We start from the raw sequence: 17,437 nt of genomic DNA, 5'->3' as shown, positions 1-17,437 counted from the left end.
TGTTAAACCGCAGATTTAACACACCACACAACCGCAAATTATATTAACCATTAATTTATCATTTTGTATTAATGACCGCACACTATTCAATCTGTTCAATTATGAATATAATAAAAAGATGCACCTGTTACAGTACATCTCTACTATAATCTCTTTCTGAATAAACTGCTTTTATGGCGTAGGCAATCTTTAAACTCATATCCTCATCTTTTATCTTTTCACAGATTGCATTTGAATTCCAAAATATATCTGTTGGATGTGCCAGTTCCACATCTATATCATAATCTGTAATACAGATATTCCATTGTGACAACAGATGCTCCAGATAACATCTCAATTTTTGATTGTTCATTTCGATTTCAAATTCATAAAACGGTGTGATATGAAGATATGTGATTTCTCCAACAGTTTTTTCTCCATCCTTGTTTTTAAATATGTAATCCATAATCTATCCAAGCATCAGCTCTTTGCTTGCCTCCATAATAAGTTCGCTGTCAATTACTTCCTTGTTATAATGCATTGAAAGTATAAGACTTTTATTGATGAGCAGGTTCAATGTTCTTACTGATGTATTCATCAATGAATATAATGTATGATAACACTCATCTTTGAAAAGATCACTTCGGCAGTTTACTGACTGCAATCTCGAAATAACATAATTTTTGACTTCTTCTTCATTGAAACCTGTAAATGTATAATTCATATTGATACGCTGTCTGAATGGTTCCAGTGCTTTCAGACGCAGCGTTCTCAAAAATTCATTCTGTCCTACAAATATAAGTGTACAGTAATCTTTTGAGTCATAATCAAAATTCATAAGCATGATAAATTCCCTCAATACTTCTTTTCTTAAAAACTGTGCTTCATCAATCGCAATAATGACTTCCATTTTATTTTCTGATGTCAGTCTTTTGAGTTCATCCTGAATCTGATTGAACATCTGTGACTTTTTTGTTGTTTCTTCTAGACCAAGTGCATCATTGAGCATGCGGTAAAAATCAATAGCTGTAATAGTAGTCATACATATATAGATGACAACATAGCGATTTGGATTGAGTGCTTCCAGTGTTTTTCTGAGGCATGTTGTCTTGCCCATCCCTGGACTGCTTAAAAATACACCAATCCCTCTTGATCTGATAATAAATTCAAGTCTGTTAGTCATTTGATTAAAATCGTTGGATGTAAAAAGTGTTGAAACAGTTGCATCTTTAGTAAATGGATTTTTATCCATCCCATAATAAGTTGTCATTTCCATCAGTAAATGATCTCCTCTCTTCTTGTTTTTCCATTTTCAATTCGATCCGTTCTTTTTAAAGGAACTTTTTTCTTTTGGGCTATGTCATAAAGATAAGTTCCCTCAAAGGTTCTTGGATTATAACGAATAATGACTCTCATTCCTATATAGACAGATGGAACATCAAAAAGCTGATTATCCACCAATACGGTTGAATCGCCATTGACCTTTCTGGTTGTTTCATGAAGAAATACATCATCAAGCCATGGTACATAATCAACAGGTGATTTGTTTGCCAGTCTTGATACCTCAATATCCTTCATATCATACATATAACGTTCAAGAGGCGTATGATTGTCATTTTCATCTTCCTTCAATGATGAATGGATCGTTCTGTTATATTCATTGATCCATTTATTCAGATCATTGTTCAGCTGACCAAGAGAATGGTAGTCACTTCCGTTATGTACATCCATAAATCGCATCTTCATTGTATGAAAGAACCTTTCAATCAAAGCCTTTCCAGTTGGCGAATATGGAGGATTATAAATAATCTTGGTCCCAAGTCTGGCTTCTATTTCCTTTGTACTTTTATTTTTATAGCTGCTGCCGTTATCAAGAATAATGACCTTACTTCTCCCATATCTTAAAACGGCATCATGCCATACTTTTTGAAAATTGATGGCATTATCATTGAAAAAGAATTCAGCACCAACGATCATTCGAGAATGATTGTCGATGATGGCAATCAGATATGTTTTCCTGTAAATATTTTCTTCATCATAAATATAGAACGTATGGCAGGTATCTGCCTCATAGCCATCACATGAATGGGCAAATTCCCACGTTCTTCTTTCTCTGGTCAATGTTTCACCATTTCCATTTCTCAGGCCACTGTTTCTGATATAACGTTGTATCGTATCTACGGAACAGTCACCCTTGTTTAAAACACCATCTTCAATCATTTTTTCATAGATCATGACTCCTGTGATTTTAGGGTACTGATTAATGAGACTGGCAATATATTCTTTATGTTCTTCATCCAGCTTTCTTACTCTGCCAAGATCCAGTCGATCTTTGGGCATCAGCCCATCAAAACCATTTTTTCTGTATTTATAGAGCCACCATTTCATCGTCTGATCAGAAAACTTTCTTTTTGTACCATCAGGCCAGTCGATTTCACGTTTTGAAACGCGTTTAAAATAGGCACTTATCGAATCATCAGTAAAAGTTCGTGATACAACAGGTGCAATGAATGAAAACTTTATCTGACCAATAAGTTTTCTGAATTCATAACTGTCTGTATTTTGTCCGTTCATATATTTTCCTCCTCAATATTGAGTATAGTATGAGAAAAATACAGGAAACATTGCCAACTTATTTATTTGAAGAAAACAATAAAAAGATCAGGGACCGTGATTGAATAATTTGCGGTCATATTGAAAAAGAGTATGAAGACCGATATCAAAGAGATCATGTATGATATCATGAAAATCATATATCAGATGAATAAAAAAATGCATGTGGTATCTGTTTTTTAAGGAAGTAAAAATTCTAAGATAACAGTTGTATTTGAAAATCCACCTGTAGAGTGTGGAAATGGATATCTGAAAAATATCGCATATTTTCTCAACAGTAAAAGAAGTAAAAAATTTTGTGGAAAGGACTTTAAGAATAAAAAATAAAGAGAATGATGAATGTGGTATGAAAACAGAATTGGGAAGAACAGCATGAAAATGCCCATCATTTTTACAATATAAAACAGGTATCGTAATCATATCGTCATGAACAGTATTACGAAAATAAATATAATGACGGCTATAGCTTTTAAAATAGACAAGATTGGATGATTTACATGACAAGTCATTGTGGGTATGAACTGAAGAAAGATTGACGTAATTAAGACAGTAGGATTCAATCTTTTCAATTTGATCAGAAACAGGCTGATTGAAAAAACTGTAATTTTGTGAAGTAAAGGCATGCTTGATAATCAGTGAAAAATCTTGTATCATAATTCATGTATCATCAGTATCAACTGACGATTGAAAAGGAACAGTGTTAGAGGGGTAGGATACTTTAACGGGCTGTTTCTTTTCTTTTTCCTTTCGTAATTTTCATAATTAAATAGTACTATAAATACAAAATAAAAAACAGGTGGAGATTTTGCGTTTTATAACGGCATAATGTTCCATCTGTTTATTATTTTATTTTGCAGTTTTATTTTGTTTTTAGATGTATTCAGTTTGCGGTTTAACAATTTGTCAAAAAAGGCTTTTGATTCGGTACTTATAAATAATCTTCTATCACGATATGCTTTTGATCCTATAATATCAATATATCCTAAATCTAAATGAACATCTTTTCTTTCTAAAACACGTGCTTCTTTACATCTTGCACCAAAATAATATAAAAAATGAAATATTGCTGGCAGTACGAGAGACTCTTTAATCTTCGATGTCTTGCTTTTATGCAGCTCAATTTGTTGAAAGAATTTATGAAGTTCCTCGTTAGAAAAGAGATATATGTTTGCTTTATATCTTACAGATTTATATTTGTCACTTAGTATATAAGATTTATTGTCAATACTATTGAGATATCGGCCAAATTCTCTAATGTATGACATATATCCCATGTACTGCGAATGAGTATGTTCCTTCAGCTGATGAACCCAGTTTTCCACTGTCTTTTTGTCCAAATAATCATAATTTCCATTTACTGAATTATATTTATCAAAGTTATGTAAATAATATTCTCCTGTCTGATATAAAAGACCGACTGAATGTTTAAACATAAGAAATGATTCAATACTTTTGCCTAATCTGCTTTTGAACTCATTCATACAGTTCACCATCCATTCCAATATCTTTCATTGAAAGAACACATTCCCTCAATTTTTCTGAATCAGTAGAAATATAGACATTTGTAGAATTAGGATCTGAATGTCCAAGTATTGCAGATATTGTTTCAAGTGCCACACCACTTCGTACAAGTGTTGATGCTGTATTATGCCTTAAAAAGTGTACACCAAAAAACCTATTGTCCATTGGAATATCAGCCAGATTCATGATTTTACGGACTATTTGATAACATGCTGAATGATCAACCAGTGGATTATATGGAGGATAATGGCTGAGAAAGACATTATCGCAATTACTCTTTTCACGCTCCAAGGTCATATAGAGAAATAATGCATTTCCAATATCAGTACGAAGTGGCAACTTAACTTCATTCCCTGTCTTTGATTGTACAAATTGAATACAATCATTTTCCCAGTTTATATCGGTTAGTTTTAAAGATACAATGTCGCATGCTCGCATTCCTAAAATATATCCTAACAAGAAAATAGATTTATCTCTATTTGTTACTTTGTTTGAGTCTAATACTTCTTGTATCCTCATATTTTCATCATCACTTAAAACAGAAATAATCCTTTTGAACCTTGGTGAATGAATACCTTTGATTCGTTGAAGCAGATCATTTCTGTTTATAAATCGAAGATAGGAACGCAATCCACATAGTATGTACCTCTGTCTGTTAGGCTTAATTGTTGATATAAAAGAGTAGACTAGATCAACAGACAGGGCATCTATTTGATTTAAATCAGTTTCTGACAAGTAATTCAAAAACATATAAACATTATATGTGTAACCATGTTTCGTTGATTCCTTTAAATCCTTTTGATAGATATATGACTTGTAGTCATCGTATTCATTTTGAAATCTTATTTTTGTATCATCAAATTTCACTCCCTGTTTAATCGCTAGATCAAAATAACCGTTAACTAAATAAAAATTTAAAAGTCTTGTGATTCGACCTCTGTCAAAGTAACGATGAGCACTAAAATGCCCATCAACATAAATATCTTCGGCATATTTATTGCCCAGTTCAAAAGTATAATTACTTGTGTGATGTGCCTCACAAAAACGTTTTAAAACTTTTAGTTCTCTTTCATACTTAGCTAATGTTGATTCTTTGTAATGTTTTTTTCTCAAGAAAGCTAAGAGTTCTTGAGATAAAAAAATGATATCGTTCATAATCATAACCTCCTATGATTATACAATATCAATTAACGATTATTATGAGAATACTATACCGAAGAATGAGAAGTTTTTCCTATACCGTTATCAAAACTTCGGTATAGTTTTTTCTTCGGCATAGTCACTATGTATAATTACTGGTTTTTTAATATTTCTTCGCTCCTGTGCTATTTTTATTGCTTCAAGCACTGATTCTGCTGTCATATCTTTTGTAAGTACCCAAGATACTATTTTCCTTGAAAACAAGTCCATTACACTTGTCAAATAAACAAAACCATCATCATATGTCCATATGTAGGTTATATCTGTACACCATGCTGCATCTGGTGATGATGGATCAAAATCTCTTTTTAAGATATTTTTCAACCTTTTTGAAAAATTTTTTGATATTGTTGTTCTTGTCCATGGTTTTATATAATGTGCTTTTACATGCATTTCCCGCATATAATTTCCTACTGTTTTTTCAGATATCACATATCCTTTTTTCTTGAGTTCTTCAGTGATTTTTGGCGCTCCATAGATTTCATGGCTTCCTTTATGTATTTCACTTATTTCCTTTTTTACAGTTTCTTTTCGTTTCTTTGATTTTGATGGTTTTCTATTTGACCAGCTTTTAAACCCGCTTCTTGAAACACTAAGTATTTGAGTTACAGCTCTTAAAGAAACGCTTTTAATACCAGCATTCTCTTCTATGTATTCTTTGATTGCCTCGTAAAGTACGTTTACTGGCTGCTTACTATGCTCATAGCTTTTTTTAATATTTCAACGGCATCTTTCAGATCTTTGTTTTCTTTTTTTAAACGGGCAAGTTCTTTTGCATCATCACTTGAAAAATTGCCTGATCCTCTAAATAAATCTCTATTTTCATTCTTATTATCATTTTTGTCTTTTGCATCACTGAATTGTTTACACCATCTATGAATTGAGCTGTTGGAAATTCCCAAGTTTTTAGCTACTTGTTCAAAAGTCAATTCAGGATGATCTTTTCTATATTGCACTGCATCCAATTTAAATTGTTTATCTATTACTTTTTTACCTGCCATATTTAGTACCTCTTTTTCTTATTTTAGATTAGTATTCTTTTCAATATTTTTCAATTCATTTTTTGAGACATTATTTCTATTTAACTGGTACTAAATTTATACTAGCACTAAATTAATCAAGGAATTAATCAAGGAAAAGAAATAGCGCGTAAAGAAAAGAATATTGAACATATAAGAAATGTTATGAATGAACTAAATTGTTCATATCAAAGAGCAATGGATATTTTAAGATTATCAGAAGATGAAAGAAAGGATATTGAAAAGTATTTTTAATCATAGAAAGAGAGTAAAATCTCTTTTTTTATTGTACAAAAAAATTGTTAATAAAATAAAATTACATAATAATAAAAAATTATAAATTAGTGTTGAAAAATGTTATTAAATCTACTATACTATTCAAGAACAAAAGGAGATGAGGGCTATGTTACAACAAAGTGTCAAATATGATTGCTTACAATTGAATACGAGTGCCTCATTTTTATATTCTCATTGTTTCTAACATATCATTTTTAATTGATATGTTTTTTTATAGCAAAAAAAGGAGGACAATATATGAAAGCCTATTTAATCTTAGAGGATGGAAACGTATTTGAAGGTGAAAGCGTAGGGGCTAACAAAGAAGTTGTAAGTGAGTTTGTATTTAATACTTCAATGACAGGGTATGTAGAAGTATTAACAGATCCTTCCTATGCAGGACAATCTGTTGTCATGACATATCCATTAATTGGAAACTATGGAGTATGTTTAGAAGATCAAGAATCATCAAAACCTTATGTTGAAGGATTTGTAGTGAATGAACTTGCTAGACTTGGAAGTAATTTTAGAAAAAATATTGATTTAAAAGACTATTTAATTGAACATGACATTCCTTGTATTCAAGGAATCGATACAAGACATTTAACTAAAATCATTAGAAATAAAGGTTGTATGAATGGAATGATTACAACAACTAAATATGATGATTTAAGTGAAGTGATGGAAAAAATACATAATTTTAAAGTAACAGGTGTTGTTGAAAAAACAACATGTGACAAACCTTATACAGTAGGTAGTGGAGATAGAAAAGTTGCTTTATTAGATTTTGGTGCTAAGAAGAATATTGCTAAATCATTAGCAAATAGAAACATTGAAGTTACAGTTTATCCAGCATCAACTCCAGCAAGTACAATTATTGAAGGAAACTTCGATGGAGTGATGTTATCAAATGGTCCTGGGGATCCAAGTGAAAATGTAGAAATTATTAAAGAAGTTAAAAAATTATCTGAAAGTGGATTACCAATCTTTGCAATCTGCTTAGGACATCAATTAATGGCTTTAGCTCATGGATTTAAAACTGAAAAATTAAAATATGGACATCATGGAGCAAACCATCCTGTTAAAGATTTAAATACAGGTCGTGTTTATATCTCTACACAAAATCATAACTATGTGATTTGTGATGATTCTATTGATCGTAATATTGCTAAACCTTGGTTTATTAATGTAAATGATCAAACAATTGAAGGCGTTGAATATATTGGTAAGAATATTAAAACAGTACAATTTCATCCAGAAGCATGTGCTGGTCCATTAGATACAGATGCTTTATTTGATGAATTTGAAAAAATGATGGAGGGTAAATAAGATGGCAAGAGATTTAAGTATTAAAAAAGTATTAGTTATCGGTTCAGGACCTATCATCATTGGTCAAGCTGCAGAATTTGATTATGCAGGAACACAAGCTTGTCGTGCTTTAAGAGAAGAAGGGGTTGAAGTTGTTTTAATTAACTCAAACCCAGCAACAATCATGACAGATGGTGATATCGCTGATAAAGTTTATATCGAACCATTAACTGTACCAGTTGTTAAAAAATTAATCATGGAAGAAAAACCAGACAGTATTTTACCAACATTAGGTGGTCAAAATGCATTAAATATCGCAATGGCTTTAGCGGATGAAGGTTTCTTAGAAGAACATAATGTTCGTACAATTGGAACAAACACAGATACAATCAAACTTGCTGAAGACCGTTTAGAATTTAAAAACTTAATGGAAAGAATTGGTGAACCATGTGCTGCTTCTATCGTTGTTAACCATGTTAATGATGCTTTAGAATTCGCAGAAAAAATTGGTTATCCAGTTGTTGTAAGACCTGCTTATACTTTAGGTGGTACTGGTGGAGGTATCGCTAATAATGAAAAAGAACTTCATGATATTTGTTCAAACGGTTTACGTTTATCAAGAGTAAGTCAATGTTTAATTGAAAGATGTATTGCTGGATGGAAAGAAATCGAATATGAAGTTATGAGAGATAGTGCAGGTAACTGTATTACCGTATGTAACATGGAAAACTTAGATCCTGTTGGAGTTCATACAGGAGATAGTATTGTTGTGGCACCAAGCCAAACTTTATCAGATAAAGAATATCAAATGTTACGTTCATCAGCTTTAAATATTATCACAGCTTTAAATATTGAAGGTGGATGTAACGTACAATATGCTTTAAATCCAAATAGTTTTGAATACTGTGTTATCGAAGTAAACCCTCGTGTTTCTCGTTCATCAGCTTTAGCTTCTAAAGCAACAGGTTATCCAATTGCTAAATTAGCAGCTAAAATTGCTTTAGGATATACATTAGATGAAATCAAAAATGCCGTTACAGGTAAAACATATGCTTCATATGAACCAACATTAGACTATGTTGTATGTAAAATTCCTAAATGGCCATTTGATAAATTCGTTGATGCTTCAAGAAAATTAGGAACACAAATGAAAGCAACTGGAGAAGTTATGTCAATCTGTAATAACTTTGAAGGAGCTTTAATGAAAGCTTTACGTTCTCTTGAACAAAATGTTTTCTACTTACATTTAGATGCCTTTACAAAATTAACACATGATGAATTAAAACAAAAATTAAAAGATGTTGATGATCAACGTATCTTTGCAGTTGCTGAATCATTAAGAAAAGGAATTACTGAACAAGAAATCCATGAAATTACTAAAATTGATGTTTGGTTCATTGATAAAATCAAACATTTAGTAGAAATGGAAGAAAGAATCAAAACAGAAGAATTAACTGTTGATTTATTAAAACAAGCAAAAAGATTACAATTCCCAGATAGAGTGATTGCTGAATTAACTGGAAAAGCAGAACAAGAAATTCATCAAATGAGAAAAGATAATAATATCGTTGCAGCTTATAAAGTCGTTGATACATGTGCTGCTGAATTTGATGCACAAACACCTTATTACTATTCAATTCAAGGTGGTGTCAATGAAGTAGAACCACAAAGAGAAAAGAAAAAAATCATGGTTTTAGGATCAGGACCAATTCGTATTGGACAAGGTATTGAATTCGATTACTGTTCAGTACATTGTGTATGGGCTTTAAAAGCAGCAGGATACGATACAATCATTGTTAATAACAACCCTGAAACAGTATCTACTGATTTCGATATTGCTGATCGTTTATACTTTGAACCACTTACTGCTGAAGATGTAGAAAGTATCGTGGATATTGAAAAACCAGATGGAGCAATTGTTCAATTTGGTGGACAAACAGCTATTAAACTTACAAAAGCTTTAACAGATATGGGTGTTAGAATCTTAGGAACAGATGCTGATGATGTAGATGCAGCAGAAGATAGAGAAAGATTTGATGAAATTCTTGAAAAATGTCATATTGACCGTCCAAGAGGTTCAACAGTCTTTACAACAGAAGAAGCTATTGAAGTAGCTAATAAATTAGGATATCCAGTCTTAGTAAGACCATCTTATGTATTAGGTGGAGCTGGTATGGAAATTGCTTTAAATGATGGTGATATTAAAAAATTCATGAAAATCATTAATAGACAATATCAAGAACATCCAATCTTAATTGATAAATACTTATCAGGTAAAGAAGTCGAAGTTGATGCAGTTTGTGATGGACATGGTATCTTAATTCCAGGTATTATGGAACACGTTGAACGTGCTGGGGTTCACTCAGGAGATAGTATTTCAGTTTATCCACCACAAAAAATCAAACAAGAAATTAAAGATATTATCGTTGATTATACAAAACGTCTTGCAAAAGCATTACATGTTGTTGGATTAATCAATATTCAATTCATTGTTTATGAAGATCAAGTGTATGTTATTGAAGTTAACCCAAGATCTTCAAGAACAATTCCTTATATTTCAAAAGTTACAGATATCCCAATTGTTGCTATTGCGACAAAAGCAATCATGGGACATACAATTGAAGAACAAGGATATTCTTATGGTATTGTTCCAGAAAAAGAAACAATTGCAGTTAAAATGCCAGTGTTCTCATTTGAAAAAATCAAAGGTGCTGAAATTTCTTTAGGACCTGAAATGAAATCAACAGGAGAAGTCTTAGGTATTTCTAAAAACTTAGATGAAGCTATTTATAAAGCATTCATGGGAACAGGTATTCAATTACCTAAGAAAAAGAATATCATTTGTACAATTAAAGATTCTTCTAAAGAAGAATTCTTACCAATTGCTAAACAATATTACATGTTTGGTTATGACTTATATGCAACAGAAGGAACATATAAATTCTTAAAAGAACATGATGTACCAGTACACTTTGTTAATCGTATTAGTGAAAAAACAAATACAATCTTTGATTTAATGTTTACAGATACAGTTGATTTAGTTATCGATATTCCAACAAGAAATGATAACTTAAAAGATGGATTCTTAATTAGACGTTTTGCTGTAGAAGCAGGTATCCCAATCTATACTTCACTTGATACAGCAAAAGCATTAATTGATTCACTTGAAAAACGTAAACATGGTGTACCATCATTAATTGATATTACAAAATTAAGATAAAATTAAAAAGAACAATGTAGTAATACTAAAGCATTGTTCTTTTTTATATGAAAAATTAGGTTATATCTTATTGGATATAACCTAATTCTTTACATGCATAATAAATACCATCTTCATCAATAGAAGTTGTCACAAAATCACTTAATCTCTTTAAATCACTATTTCCTTGTCCCATACAAATAGAAAACGATGCATGCTTAAACATTTCAACATCATTTAAAGAATCACCAAAAGCTACATAATTATCTATATTCCATAACTTCATAAAATAATCAATACCTGTTGCTTTAGAGATGCCTTTGATTGTAATATCTGCATAACTACTTTCACCAATCATGACATCTAATTCATCAATAGCTTTAAATTCTTGATAATCATATCCTAAAGGACCATAGGCAATCATGGCACCTACTTCTTGATTTGTATATGTACCTACAGTTGGAATAGGATTATTAAAATAGTGACATGAACGAATAACATCTTCATTTGGTTCCATATTAATAATTCTTGGTGTACATTTAAGTGCTAAAGGAATGTGATGTTTTTTAGAAGCTTCTAAGGCTTTTAAAACCACTTCTCGAGAAAGATTTTCTTTGTGAATTAAATTTAAATCTTTATCTAATAAAGCTTGCCCACTATTACATACATAACCATCAAAAGCAAATGTATCATAAATATGTGTATTTTTTAAAGAATCAACACTTCTTCCTGTTGAAACCAATAAAAGATGTCCTTTTTCTCTTAATAAGTTTAAAGCTTTAACAGTACTTTCAGGTACTTGATGGTCTGTTGTTGTTCTTAAAGTACCATCTATATCAAAACAAAATAATTTCTTCATTAATTACCTTGAGGGAAAAATCTTGAAAGTGAATTAGCTACAGCAGAAATAGGCATTGTTTGTACAACAATTCTACCTGGTCCAGTAATCACTGTATTAAATAATCCCTCTCCTCCTAAAAATTTATTTTTTAAACCTGGAACTGATTGAATATCCATCTTACAAGTTGCATCCATCATTGCTAGATATCCAGTATCAATAACCATTTGTTGACCTGGAAGTAAATTATACTCTACAGTACTTCCATCAATTTCAATAAAACAAGTTCCATGTCCTGAAACTTTTGTTAAAATAAAGCCTTCTCCACCGAATAAACCAGAAGAAAATTTTTTATTAAAAAACACAGATGTTTCAATATTTTTTTCACTTGCAAGAAAAGCTGATTTTTGAATAATCACTTCTTTACCAGGTTCAATTTCTAATGGTACGATTTTACCTGGAAAACTAGATGCAAAAGCGATAAGTCCATCTTCAAGTGCAGTATAACTGTTTCTAAATAAAGTTTCACCAGAAAACATTCTACCAATGATTTTACTAGCGCCACCACCATTAGTTTCCATTTTCATACATGGATCCATCCAAGCCATGGCACCACTATCACTGATCATTTTTTCTCCTTTATTTAAATGACAAATAACAGCAGGGAGAGTATCTCCTACAATTTCATATTTCATAATTTTCTCCTATAAAGCCACACAAACAGGTTGAATAATATCTAAAGTATTGCCTGTAGGCTTAATTTCTTCTTTTTCTTCATCAAATGTATAAAGCTCTAAACGATTTTCTTCTTGACTAGCAACCACAATATAACGATCATCAATAATATTAAAATCACGAGGACCTTTACCTGTATGCACCATATAAAGTAAAGAAATCTTTCCAGTTTCTTGATTTACACGATAAAGGACAATACTATCATGACCTCTATTAGAAACAATAATATGTTTACCACTTGAAGTCATATGAATAGCGGCAGCACTTGAAAAACCATGGAAATGACGAGGAACACAGTTAATTCCTTGAATCAATGTAAAGTGTCCATCTTCATATTGATAAACCATAATACTATTAGCGATTTCGTTGACAAGATAACAATATTTACCATCATGTGAAAAAATCATATGACGTGGACCGCTGCCAGGAATCACTGATTGACTTAAAGACGTTTCTTGTAATTTTTCATCAATAAATTCATACATGACAATTTTATCGGCACCTAAATCAACACTATAAAGATATTTTTGATCGGGTGTAATTCCTACATAATGAGCATGTGGACTTGTTTGTCTTTTAAGTAAATCAATTCCTGAACCATGATGGTGAACAACAGAAAGTTTATTACCAATTTTATGATCTTTTAATGGAAAGGCAGCTGTTGCTCCAACATGATAATTGGCAGTAAATAAATATTTTTGATCAGGACTTAAACATAAATGAGTATAAGAGCGACCATGAGAATTATAAAAAGAAAGTTGTTTTAAATCATCATCTTCTATATGATAACTTGCGACACCTCCTCCTTCACCTACACGTGCATCTTTTAAAGATACATAAAGGTAGTCATCTTTTTTAATAACATAAGAAGGAAAATCATCAGTAGGGACATGTTTATTTAAATGAAGCTCATTTTTTGTTTCATCTAAGTTACAAACATAGAGACCTTTTTCTTTTCCTTTAGCGTAACTTGATACATAAAAACGATACACAAAAATCGCCTCCTTTTGAAATAATTGTATCATAAAATCATTGAAAAAAACTTTCTATATAAGAAAAAAGAGATGCACGAAGCATCTCAAATCATTATTTTTGTCCAACACCTTTACAATAAGTTTGTACAACTTCATAATCTTTATCTAAAACAACTAAGTCAGCATCATAACCAACACCAATTGTACCTTTACGATCATCAACATGTAAACATCTAGCAGGGTTTGATGTACAAGCATTGATGGCATAATTAACAGGCACTAATGCGTCTTCAATTAAAATTTTTAATCCTTTATTCACATTTAATGTAGATCCTGCTAAATTACCAGCTTCTACTAAGTGTGCACTACCATCTGGATAAATGACAACTTCTTGTCCACCAAAATCAAATTTAGTACCAACAGGGAATCCTTTACACATTAATGAATCAGTAATCATAATACTATAATCAGGTCCTTTAGAAGTAAAGAAATTATTTAAAGCTGCAAGAGTTGAGTGATTTCCATCACAAATAATTTCTCCATACATATTTCTAATACGTAAAGCACCACCAACTAAACCATTTGCACGATGTGTAAATGGTGTCATTGCATTATAAACATGAGTCATACTTCTTGCTCCATGAGCGTATGCTTGAACAGCTTGTTCATAAGTCGCATTTGAATGTCCAATACTTACAACTACATTATTTTGACTACAATATTTTGTAAGAGCGTAATCTTCATCATTTTCAACAGCCATTGTAATATATTTAATTAAACCATGAGCTGCTTTTTGATATCTTTTAAATTGTTCAATATCAGGTTTTACACAGTATTCTTCAGGTTGAGCTCCTTTATGTGCTTTATTTAAATAAGGACCTTCAAAGTGAATTCCTAAAATTTCAGCACCTTCATAACCTTCTTCAACAACTTTTGCAACATTACTTACTGCATTTGTTAGAACTTCTTCACTTTGAGTAAGAGTTGTTGCAAGGAATGAAGTAACCCCTTCATCAACGATTCCTTTTGTCCATTTTCTTAAACCTTCAGGATCAGCATCATTTGTATCAAAACCATAAGCTCCATGACAATGAATATCAATAAAACCAGGAAGAATTCTTAAATCCCCATAGTCTTTAGTAACTTCTTTTTCATTGTAAGGATATATTTCTTTAATAATTCCATTTTCTAATTCTAATTGTGCAGGAATGAATTGATCAGCAATCCAAACTTTTTTACTTTGTATAATCATAATTTCACCTCAACTTTATTATAGAACACTTTGCTTATCTAGACAAGCAACAACTCTCTTATTTCCTATAAAAATTCAATTTACCTTGACTTTAAATTAGTATATAATAAGTAGCATAATAAGGAGGAGAAGGATATGGATGAAAATTTACTTTTATCATTAATTGAAAACAACGCGAAAATGGAAGTCGTTGATCTTGCGGCCGCCTTAAACGAAACAGAAGAAAATGTTGAAAATAAAATTAAAGATTTAGAGAAAAATAAAACAATCTATGGTTATCATACATTGATCAATTGGGATAAAACAAACCATGATGTATGTACAGCAGTGATTCAAGTTAATGCTAAACCTGAAAGAGATTATGGATATGATCGTATTGCGAAAAAAATCTATAATTTTCCTGAAGTAGATACAATGTATTTATTAGCAGGTAATTATGAATTTTTATTAATTGTTAAAGGAAAGACAATGGTTGAGGTTGCTAAATTCGTTAATAGTCGTTTAGCGGTTATTGAAGGTATTGAAAGAACAGCCACAATGTATGTTTTGAAACAATATAAAAACATGGGTAAACTTGTTGATGGTGATAATAAAGATGCAGCAGAAAGATTATTGGTAACTCCATAATGGATTTTGAAAAAATTGTTAATCCTATTGTAAAAGATATTCCACCTAGTGGAATTCGTAAATTTTTTGATTTAGCTAATCAAATGGAAGGTGTTATTTCTTTAGGGGTAGGGGAACCTGATTTTGCAACCCCTTGGACAATTAGAGAAGCTGCAATCTATTCAATTGAAAAAGGAAAAACATTCTATACTGCAAATCAAGGATTATTAGAATTAAGAAAAGAAATTTGTAAATATCAAAAAAGAAGATTTAATTTAGATTATAAACCAGAACAATGTATTGTTACTGTTGGAGGATCTGAGGGAATTGATTTAGCCTTTAGAACAATTATCAATCCAGGTGATGAAGTCATTTTATTACAACCAAGTTATGTTGCTTATACACCAGGTGTTGCTTTAGCTGGTGGGGTAGTAAGAAACATTACTTTAACAGAAGAAAATGAATTTAAATTAACACCTGAACTTCTAAAAGAAGCTATCAATGAAAAAACAAAAGCAATTCTTTTAAACTATCCAAGTAATCCAACAGGAGGATTCATGACAAGAGAGGATTATGAAAAACTTGTTCCTATCTTTAAAGAATCTGGAATTATGATTATTACAGATGAAATTTATGCAGAACTTTCTTATGAACATAAATTCTGTTCAATTGCTGCATTTGATGAAATCAAAGATCAAGTTATTTTAGTGAGTGGTTTTTCAAAAGCTTATGCAATGACAGGATGGCGTTTAGGATATGTTCTTGCTAATGAATATCTTGTTAAAATGATGAAAAAAATTCATCAATATGTCATCATGTCAGCACCAACATGTGCTCAATATGGAGCCATTGAAGCGATGAGACATTGTGATGAAGAAATTGAAAAAATGCGACAAGCTTATCTTGCAAGAAGAAATTTCTTAGTCAAAACATTTAATGAAATGGGACTTAAAACATTTACACCACAAGGTGCTTTCTATGTTTTCCCATGTATTAAATCAACAGGTCTTACATCAGAACAATTCTGTGAAGAATTATTAAATGATCAGTTAGTAGCCTGCGTACCAGGAAGTGCTTTTGGTGAAGCGGGAGAAGGATATATTCGTGTTTCTTATGCTTATAGTTTAGAAGAACTTAAAGCAGCAACAAAGAAAATTAGAAAATTCTTAGAAAACAGGGGAGTTATTTAACTCCTTTTTTTTGGTTTTAAAATAGATACAAATTAATCATAAAAATCATCATTTCCCTATAATATAGATAAAGAAAAGGGGATGATTTTAATGGTAGTTAAAAGTTATGAACAAATGACAGATGTATCAATTATGGAAGTAAAAACGTATTTATTAATTCATAGTGACGGAATTTATCAACAAGATATTTATGATTTAATGAATACGTGTATTGATGTTTTTCAATTAAAAAGAAAATTAAATAAAAGAAAAGATATTCAATTATGGCTCTTTTCAAATATTAAAAGATATATTGATTGTTGTTTATCTTATAATGAAATGGAATATCATTTAGTCATGATGAATTTATTAATCAATCAACATTTTAAACCATTAGTCGAATATAAATATAATTTATTTTATTATATTTTAGATCATAGTGATTTTAATATAGAAATTTATTGTCTAGTAAGACATTTACTTACATTTAAAATGAATCAACTCAATCAAGTCATTTTAGGTATGACACATTATAAAATGATGAATGATGAACAAACACACTATCAAGCCAGTCTTATTCTTTTATTAGAAAAACAATATAAACAAGCTTATCTTCATTTACCATTTGTAACACTTGATGAAGCCTTTAAACGTTTTGAAAAATCTCTTTATAATTATTCACCATCCCGTTACGAAATGTTGTATCATAAAGATAAGACATATTCTACATTGTATGCTAGATAGGAGA

16 protein-coding genes are annotated in these 17,437 nt (G+C 30.9%); 5 read left to right on the top strand and 11 right to left on the bottom strand.

The window, feature by feature from the left end:
• Nucleotides 1–127: 127 nt before the first annotated feature.
• From ACLVEP_RS03435 to ACLVEP_RS03405, 7 genes are all read right to left on the bottom strand, one after another.
• Complete coding sequence (locus ACLVEP_RS03435; protein ID WP_227352335.1) at nt 128–445, bottom strand: hypothetical protein; 318 nt, start codon at nt 443–445, stop codon at nt 128–130.
• A 3-nt stretch (nt 446–448) separates the two neighbouring features.
• On the bottom strand, nt 449–1,255 hold the full coding sequence (locus tag ACLVEP_RS03430; RefSeq protein WP_227352334.1) for an ExeA family protein: 807 nt from the start codon (nt 1,253–1,255) through the stop codon (nt 449–451).
• Nucleotides 1,255–2,553, bottom strand: a complete 1,299-nt coding sequence (locus ACLVEP_RS03425; protein WP_227352333.1) for a DDE-type integrase/transposase/recombinase — start codon at nt 2,551–2,553, stop codon at nt 1,255–1,257. The genes ACLVEP_RS03430 and ACLVEP_RS03425 overlap by 1 nt, the downstream gene beginning before the upstream one ends.
• 851 nt (nt 2,554–3,404) lie before the next feature.
• Nucleotides 3,405–4,073 (bottom strand): hypothetical protein, encoded by a 669-nt coding sequence (locus tag ACLVEP_RS03420; RefSeq protein WP_412582836.1) that lies wholly within the window; start codon nt 4,071–4,073, stop codon nt 3,405–3,407.
• Nucleotides 4,066–5,268, bottom strand: a complete 1,203-nt coding sequence (locus ACLVEP_RS03415; protein WP_412582834.1) for a tyrosine-type recombinase/integrase — start codon at nt 5,266–5,268, stop codon at nt 4,066–4,068. Before ACLVEP_RS03415 ends, ACLVEP_RS03420 begins: the two co-directional genes overlap by 8 nt.
• A gap of 90 nt (nt 5,269–5,358) precedes the next feature.
• Nucleotides 5,359–5,946, bottom strand: coding sequence for an IS3 family transposase (locus tag ACLVEP_RS03410; RefSeq protein ID WP_412582853.1), 588 nt, complete (start codon nt 5,944–5,946; stop codon nt 5,359–5,361).
• Between the two features lie 47 nt (nt 5,947–5,993).
• Complete coding sequence (locus ACLVEP_RS03405; protein ID WP_412582832.1) at nt 5,994–6,314, bottom strand: transposase; 321 nt, start codon at nt 6,312–6,314, stop codon at nt 5,994–5,996.
• Between the two features lie 552 nt (nt 6,315–6,866).
• On the opposite strand from ACLVEP_RS03405, the gene ACLVEP_RS03400 reads away from it, so the two are divergent.
• Both ACLVEP_RS03400 and carB read left to right on the top strand, forming a co-directional pair.
• Nucleotides 6,867–7,937 carry a carbamoyl phosphate synthase small subunit gene (locus tag ACLVEP_RS03400; RefSeq protein ID WP_412582831.1) on the top strand — a complete coding sequence of 357 codons (1,071 nt, stop codon included), beginning with the start codon at nt 6,867–6,869 and terminating at the stop codon, nt 7,935–7,937.
• Between the two features lies 1 nt (nt 7,938).
• Nucleotides 7,939–11,136 (top strand): carbamoyl-phosphate synthase large subunit, encoded by a 3,198-nt coding sequence (gene carB / locus ACLVEP_RS03395; RefSeq protein ID WP_412582829.1) that lies wholly within the window; start codon nt 7,939–7,941, stop codon nt 11,134–11,136.
• Nucleotides 11,137–11,203: 67 nt separating this feature from the next.
• On the opposite strand, the gene ACLVEP_RS03390 is transcribed toward carB, so the two are convergent.
• The 4 genes from ACLVEP_RS03390 to nagA form a co-directional block, all read right to left on the bottom strand.
• Complete coding sequence (locus ACLVEP_RS03390; RefSeq protein WP_412582827.1) at nt 11,204–11,974, bottom strand: HAD family hydrolase; 771 nt, start codon at nt 11,972–11,974, stop codon at nt 11,204–11,206.
• Nucleotides 11,974–12,648, bottom strand: coding sequence for an AIM24 family protein (locus tag ACLVEP_RS03385; RefSeq protein WP_412582825.1), 675 nt, complete (start codon nt 12,646–12,648; stop codon nt 11,974–11,976). Before ACLVEP_RS03385 ends, ACLVEP_RS03390 begins: the two co-directional genes overlap by 1 nt.
• A 9-nt stretch (nt 12,649–12,657) precedes the next feature.
• Nucleotides 12,658–13,680 carry a lactonase family protein gene (locus tag ACLVEP_RS03380; protein ID WP_412582824.1) on the bottom strand — a complete coding sequence of 341 codons (1,023 nt, stop codon included), beginning with the start codon at nt 13,678–13,680 and terminating at the stop codon, nt 12,658–12,660.
• Nucleotides 13,681–13,774: 94 nt separating this feature from the next.
• On the bottom strand, nt 13,775–14,914 hold the full coding sequence (nagA, locus tag ACLVEP_RS03375) for an N-acetylglucosamine-6-phosphate deacetylase (protein ID WP_412582823.1): 1,140 nt from the start codon (nt 14,912–14,914) through the stop codon (nt 13,775–13,777).
• 135 nt (nt 14,915–15,049) lie between these two features.
• Here nagA and ACLVEP_RS03370 point away from each other — a divergent pair, with 135 nt between their 5' ends.
• The 3 genes from ACLVEP_RS03370 (at nt 15,050) to ACLVEP_RS03360 (ending at nt 17,433) form a co-directional block, all read left to right on the top strand.
• The gene (locus tag ACLVEP_RS03370) at nt 15,050–15,541 is read left to right on the top strand and encodes an Lrp/AsnC family transcriptional regulator (protein ID WP_317999661.1); all 492 of its coding nucleotides are present in this window, start codon (nt 15,050–15,052) and stop codon (nt 15,539–15,541) included.
• Complete coding sequence (locus tag ACLVEP_RS03365) at nt 15,541–16,710, top strand: aminotransferase class I/II-fold pyridoxal phosphate-dependent enzyme (RefSeq protein WP_412582820.1); 1,170 nt, start codon at nt 15,541–15,543, stop codon at nt 16,708–16,710. The genes ACLVEP_RS03370 and ACLVEP_RS03365 overlap by 1 nt, the downstream gene beginning before the upstream one ends.
• 90 nt (nt 16,711–16,800) lie before the next feature.
• Nucleotides 16,801–17,433 (top strand): hypothetical protein, encoded by a 633-nt coding sequence (locus ACLVEP_RS03360; RefSeq protein ID WP_412582819.1) that lies wholly within the window; start codon nt 16,801–16,803, stop codon nt 17,431–17,433.
• Nucleotides 17,434–17,437: the final 4 nt, after the last annotated feature.

Source organism: Faecalibacillus sp., from assembly GCF_047023275.1.
In the GTDB taxonomy this organism is placed as follows: Bacteria; Bacillota_I; Bacilli_A; order Erysipelotrichales; family Coprobacillaceae; genus Faecalibacillus.
Note: the sequence above shows the minus strand (reverse complement) of the source record. Positions and strands in the feature narration are given on the sequence as shown.

Excerpts from the sequence above, each read along its gene's own strand:
- nagA (WP_412582823.1), bottom strand. The coding sequence starts at position 14,914 with ATGATTATACAAAGTAAAAAAGTTTGGATTGCTGATCAATTCATTCCT.
- ACLVEP_RS03370 (WP_317999661.1), top strand. The coding sequence starts at position 15,050 with ATGGATGAAAATTTACTTTTATCATTAATTGAAAACAACGCGAAAATG.
- ACLVEP_RS03390 (WP_412582827.1), bottom strand. The coding sequence starts at position 11,974 with ATGAAGAAATTATTTTGTTTTGATATAGATGGTACTTTAAGAACAACA.
- ACLVEP_RS03365 (WP_412582820.1), top strand. The coding sequence starts at position 15,541 with ATGGATTTTGAAAAAATTGTTAATCCTATTGTAAAAGATATTCCACCT.
- ACLVEP_RS03430 (WP_227352334.1), bottom strand. The coding sequence starts at position 1,255 with ATGGAAATGACAACTTATTATGGGATGGATAAAAATCCATTTACTAAA.
- ACLVEP_RS03385 (WP_412582825.1), bottom strand. The coding sequence starts at position 12,648 with ATGAAATATGAAATTGTAGGAGATACTCTCCCTGCTGTTATTTGTCAT.
- ACLVEP_RS03435 (WP_227352335.1), bottom strand. The coding sequence starts at position 445 with ATGGATTACATATTTAAAAACAAGGATGGAGAAAAAACTGTTGGAGAA.
- ACLVEP_RS03425 (WP_227352333.1), bottom strand. The coding sequence starts at position 2,553 with ATGAACGGACAAAATACAGACAGTTATGAATTCAGAAAACTTATTGGT.
- ACLVEP_RS03360 (WP_412582819.1), top strand. The coding sequence starts at position 16,801 with ATGGTAGTTAAAAGTTATGAACAAATGACAGATGTATCAATTATGGAA.
- carB (WP_412582829.1), top strand. The coding sequence starts at position 7,939 with ATGGCAAGAGATTTAAGTATTAAAAAAGTATTAGTTATCGGTTCAGGA.
- ACLVEP_RS03400 (WP_412582831.1), top strand. The coding sequence starts at position 6,867 with ATGAAAGCCTATTTAATCTTAGAGGATGGAAACGTATTTGAAGGTGAA.
- ACLVEP_RS03405 (WP_412582832.1), bottom strand. The coding sequence starts at position 6,314 with ATGGCAGGTAAAAAAGTAATAGATAAACAATTTAAATTGGATGCAGTG.
- ACLVEP_RS03420 (WP_412582836.1), bottom strand. The coding sequence starts at position 4,073 with ATGAATGAGTTCAAAAGCAGATTAGGCAAAAGTATTGAATCATTTCTT.
- ACLVEP_RS03415 (WP_412582834.1), bottom strand. The coding sequence starts at position 5,268 with ATGAACGATATCATTTTTTTATCTCAAGAACTCTTAGCTTTCTTGAGA.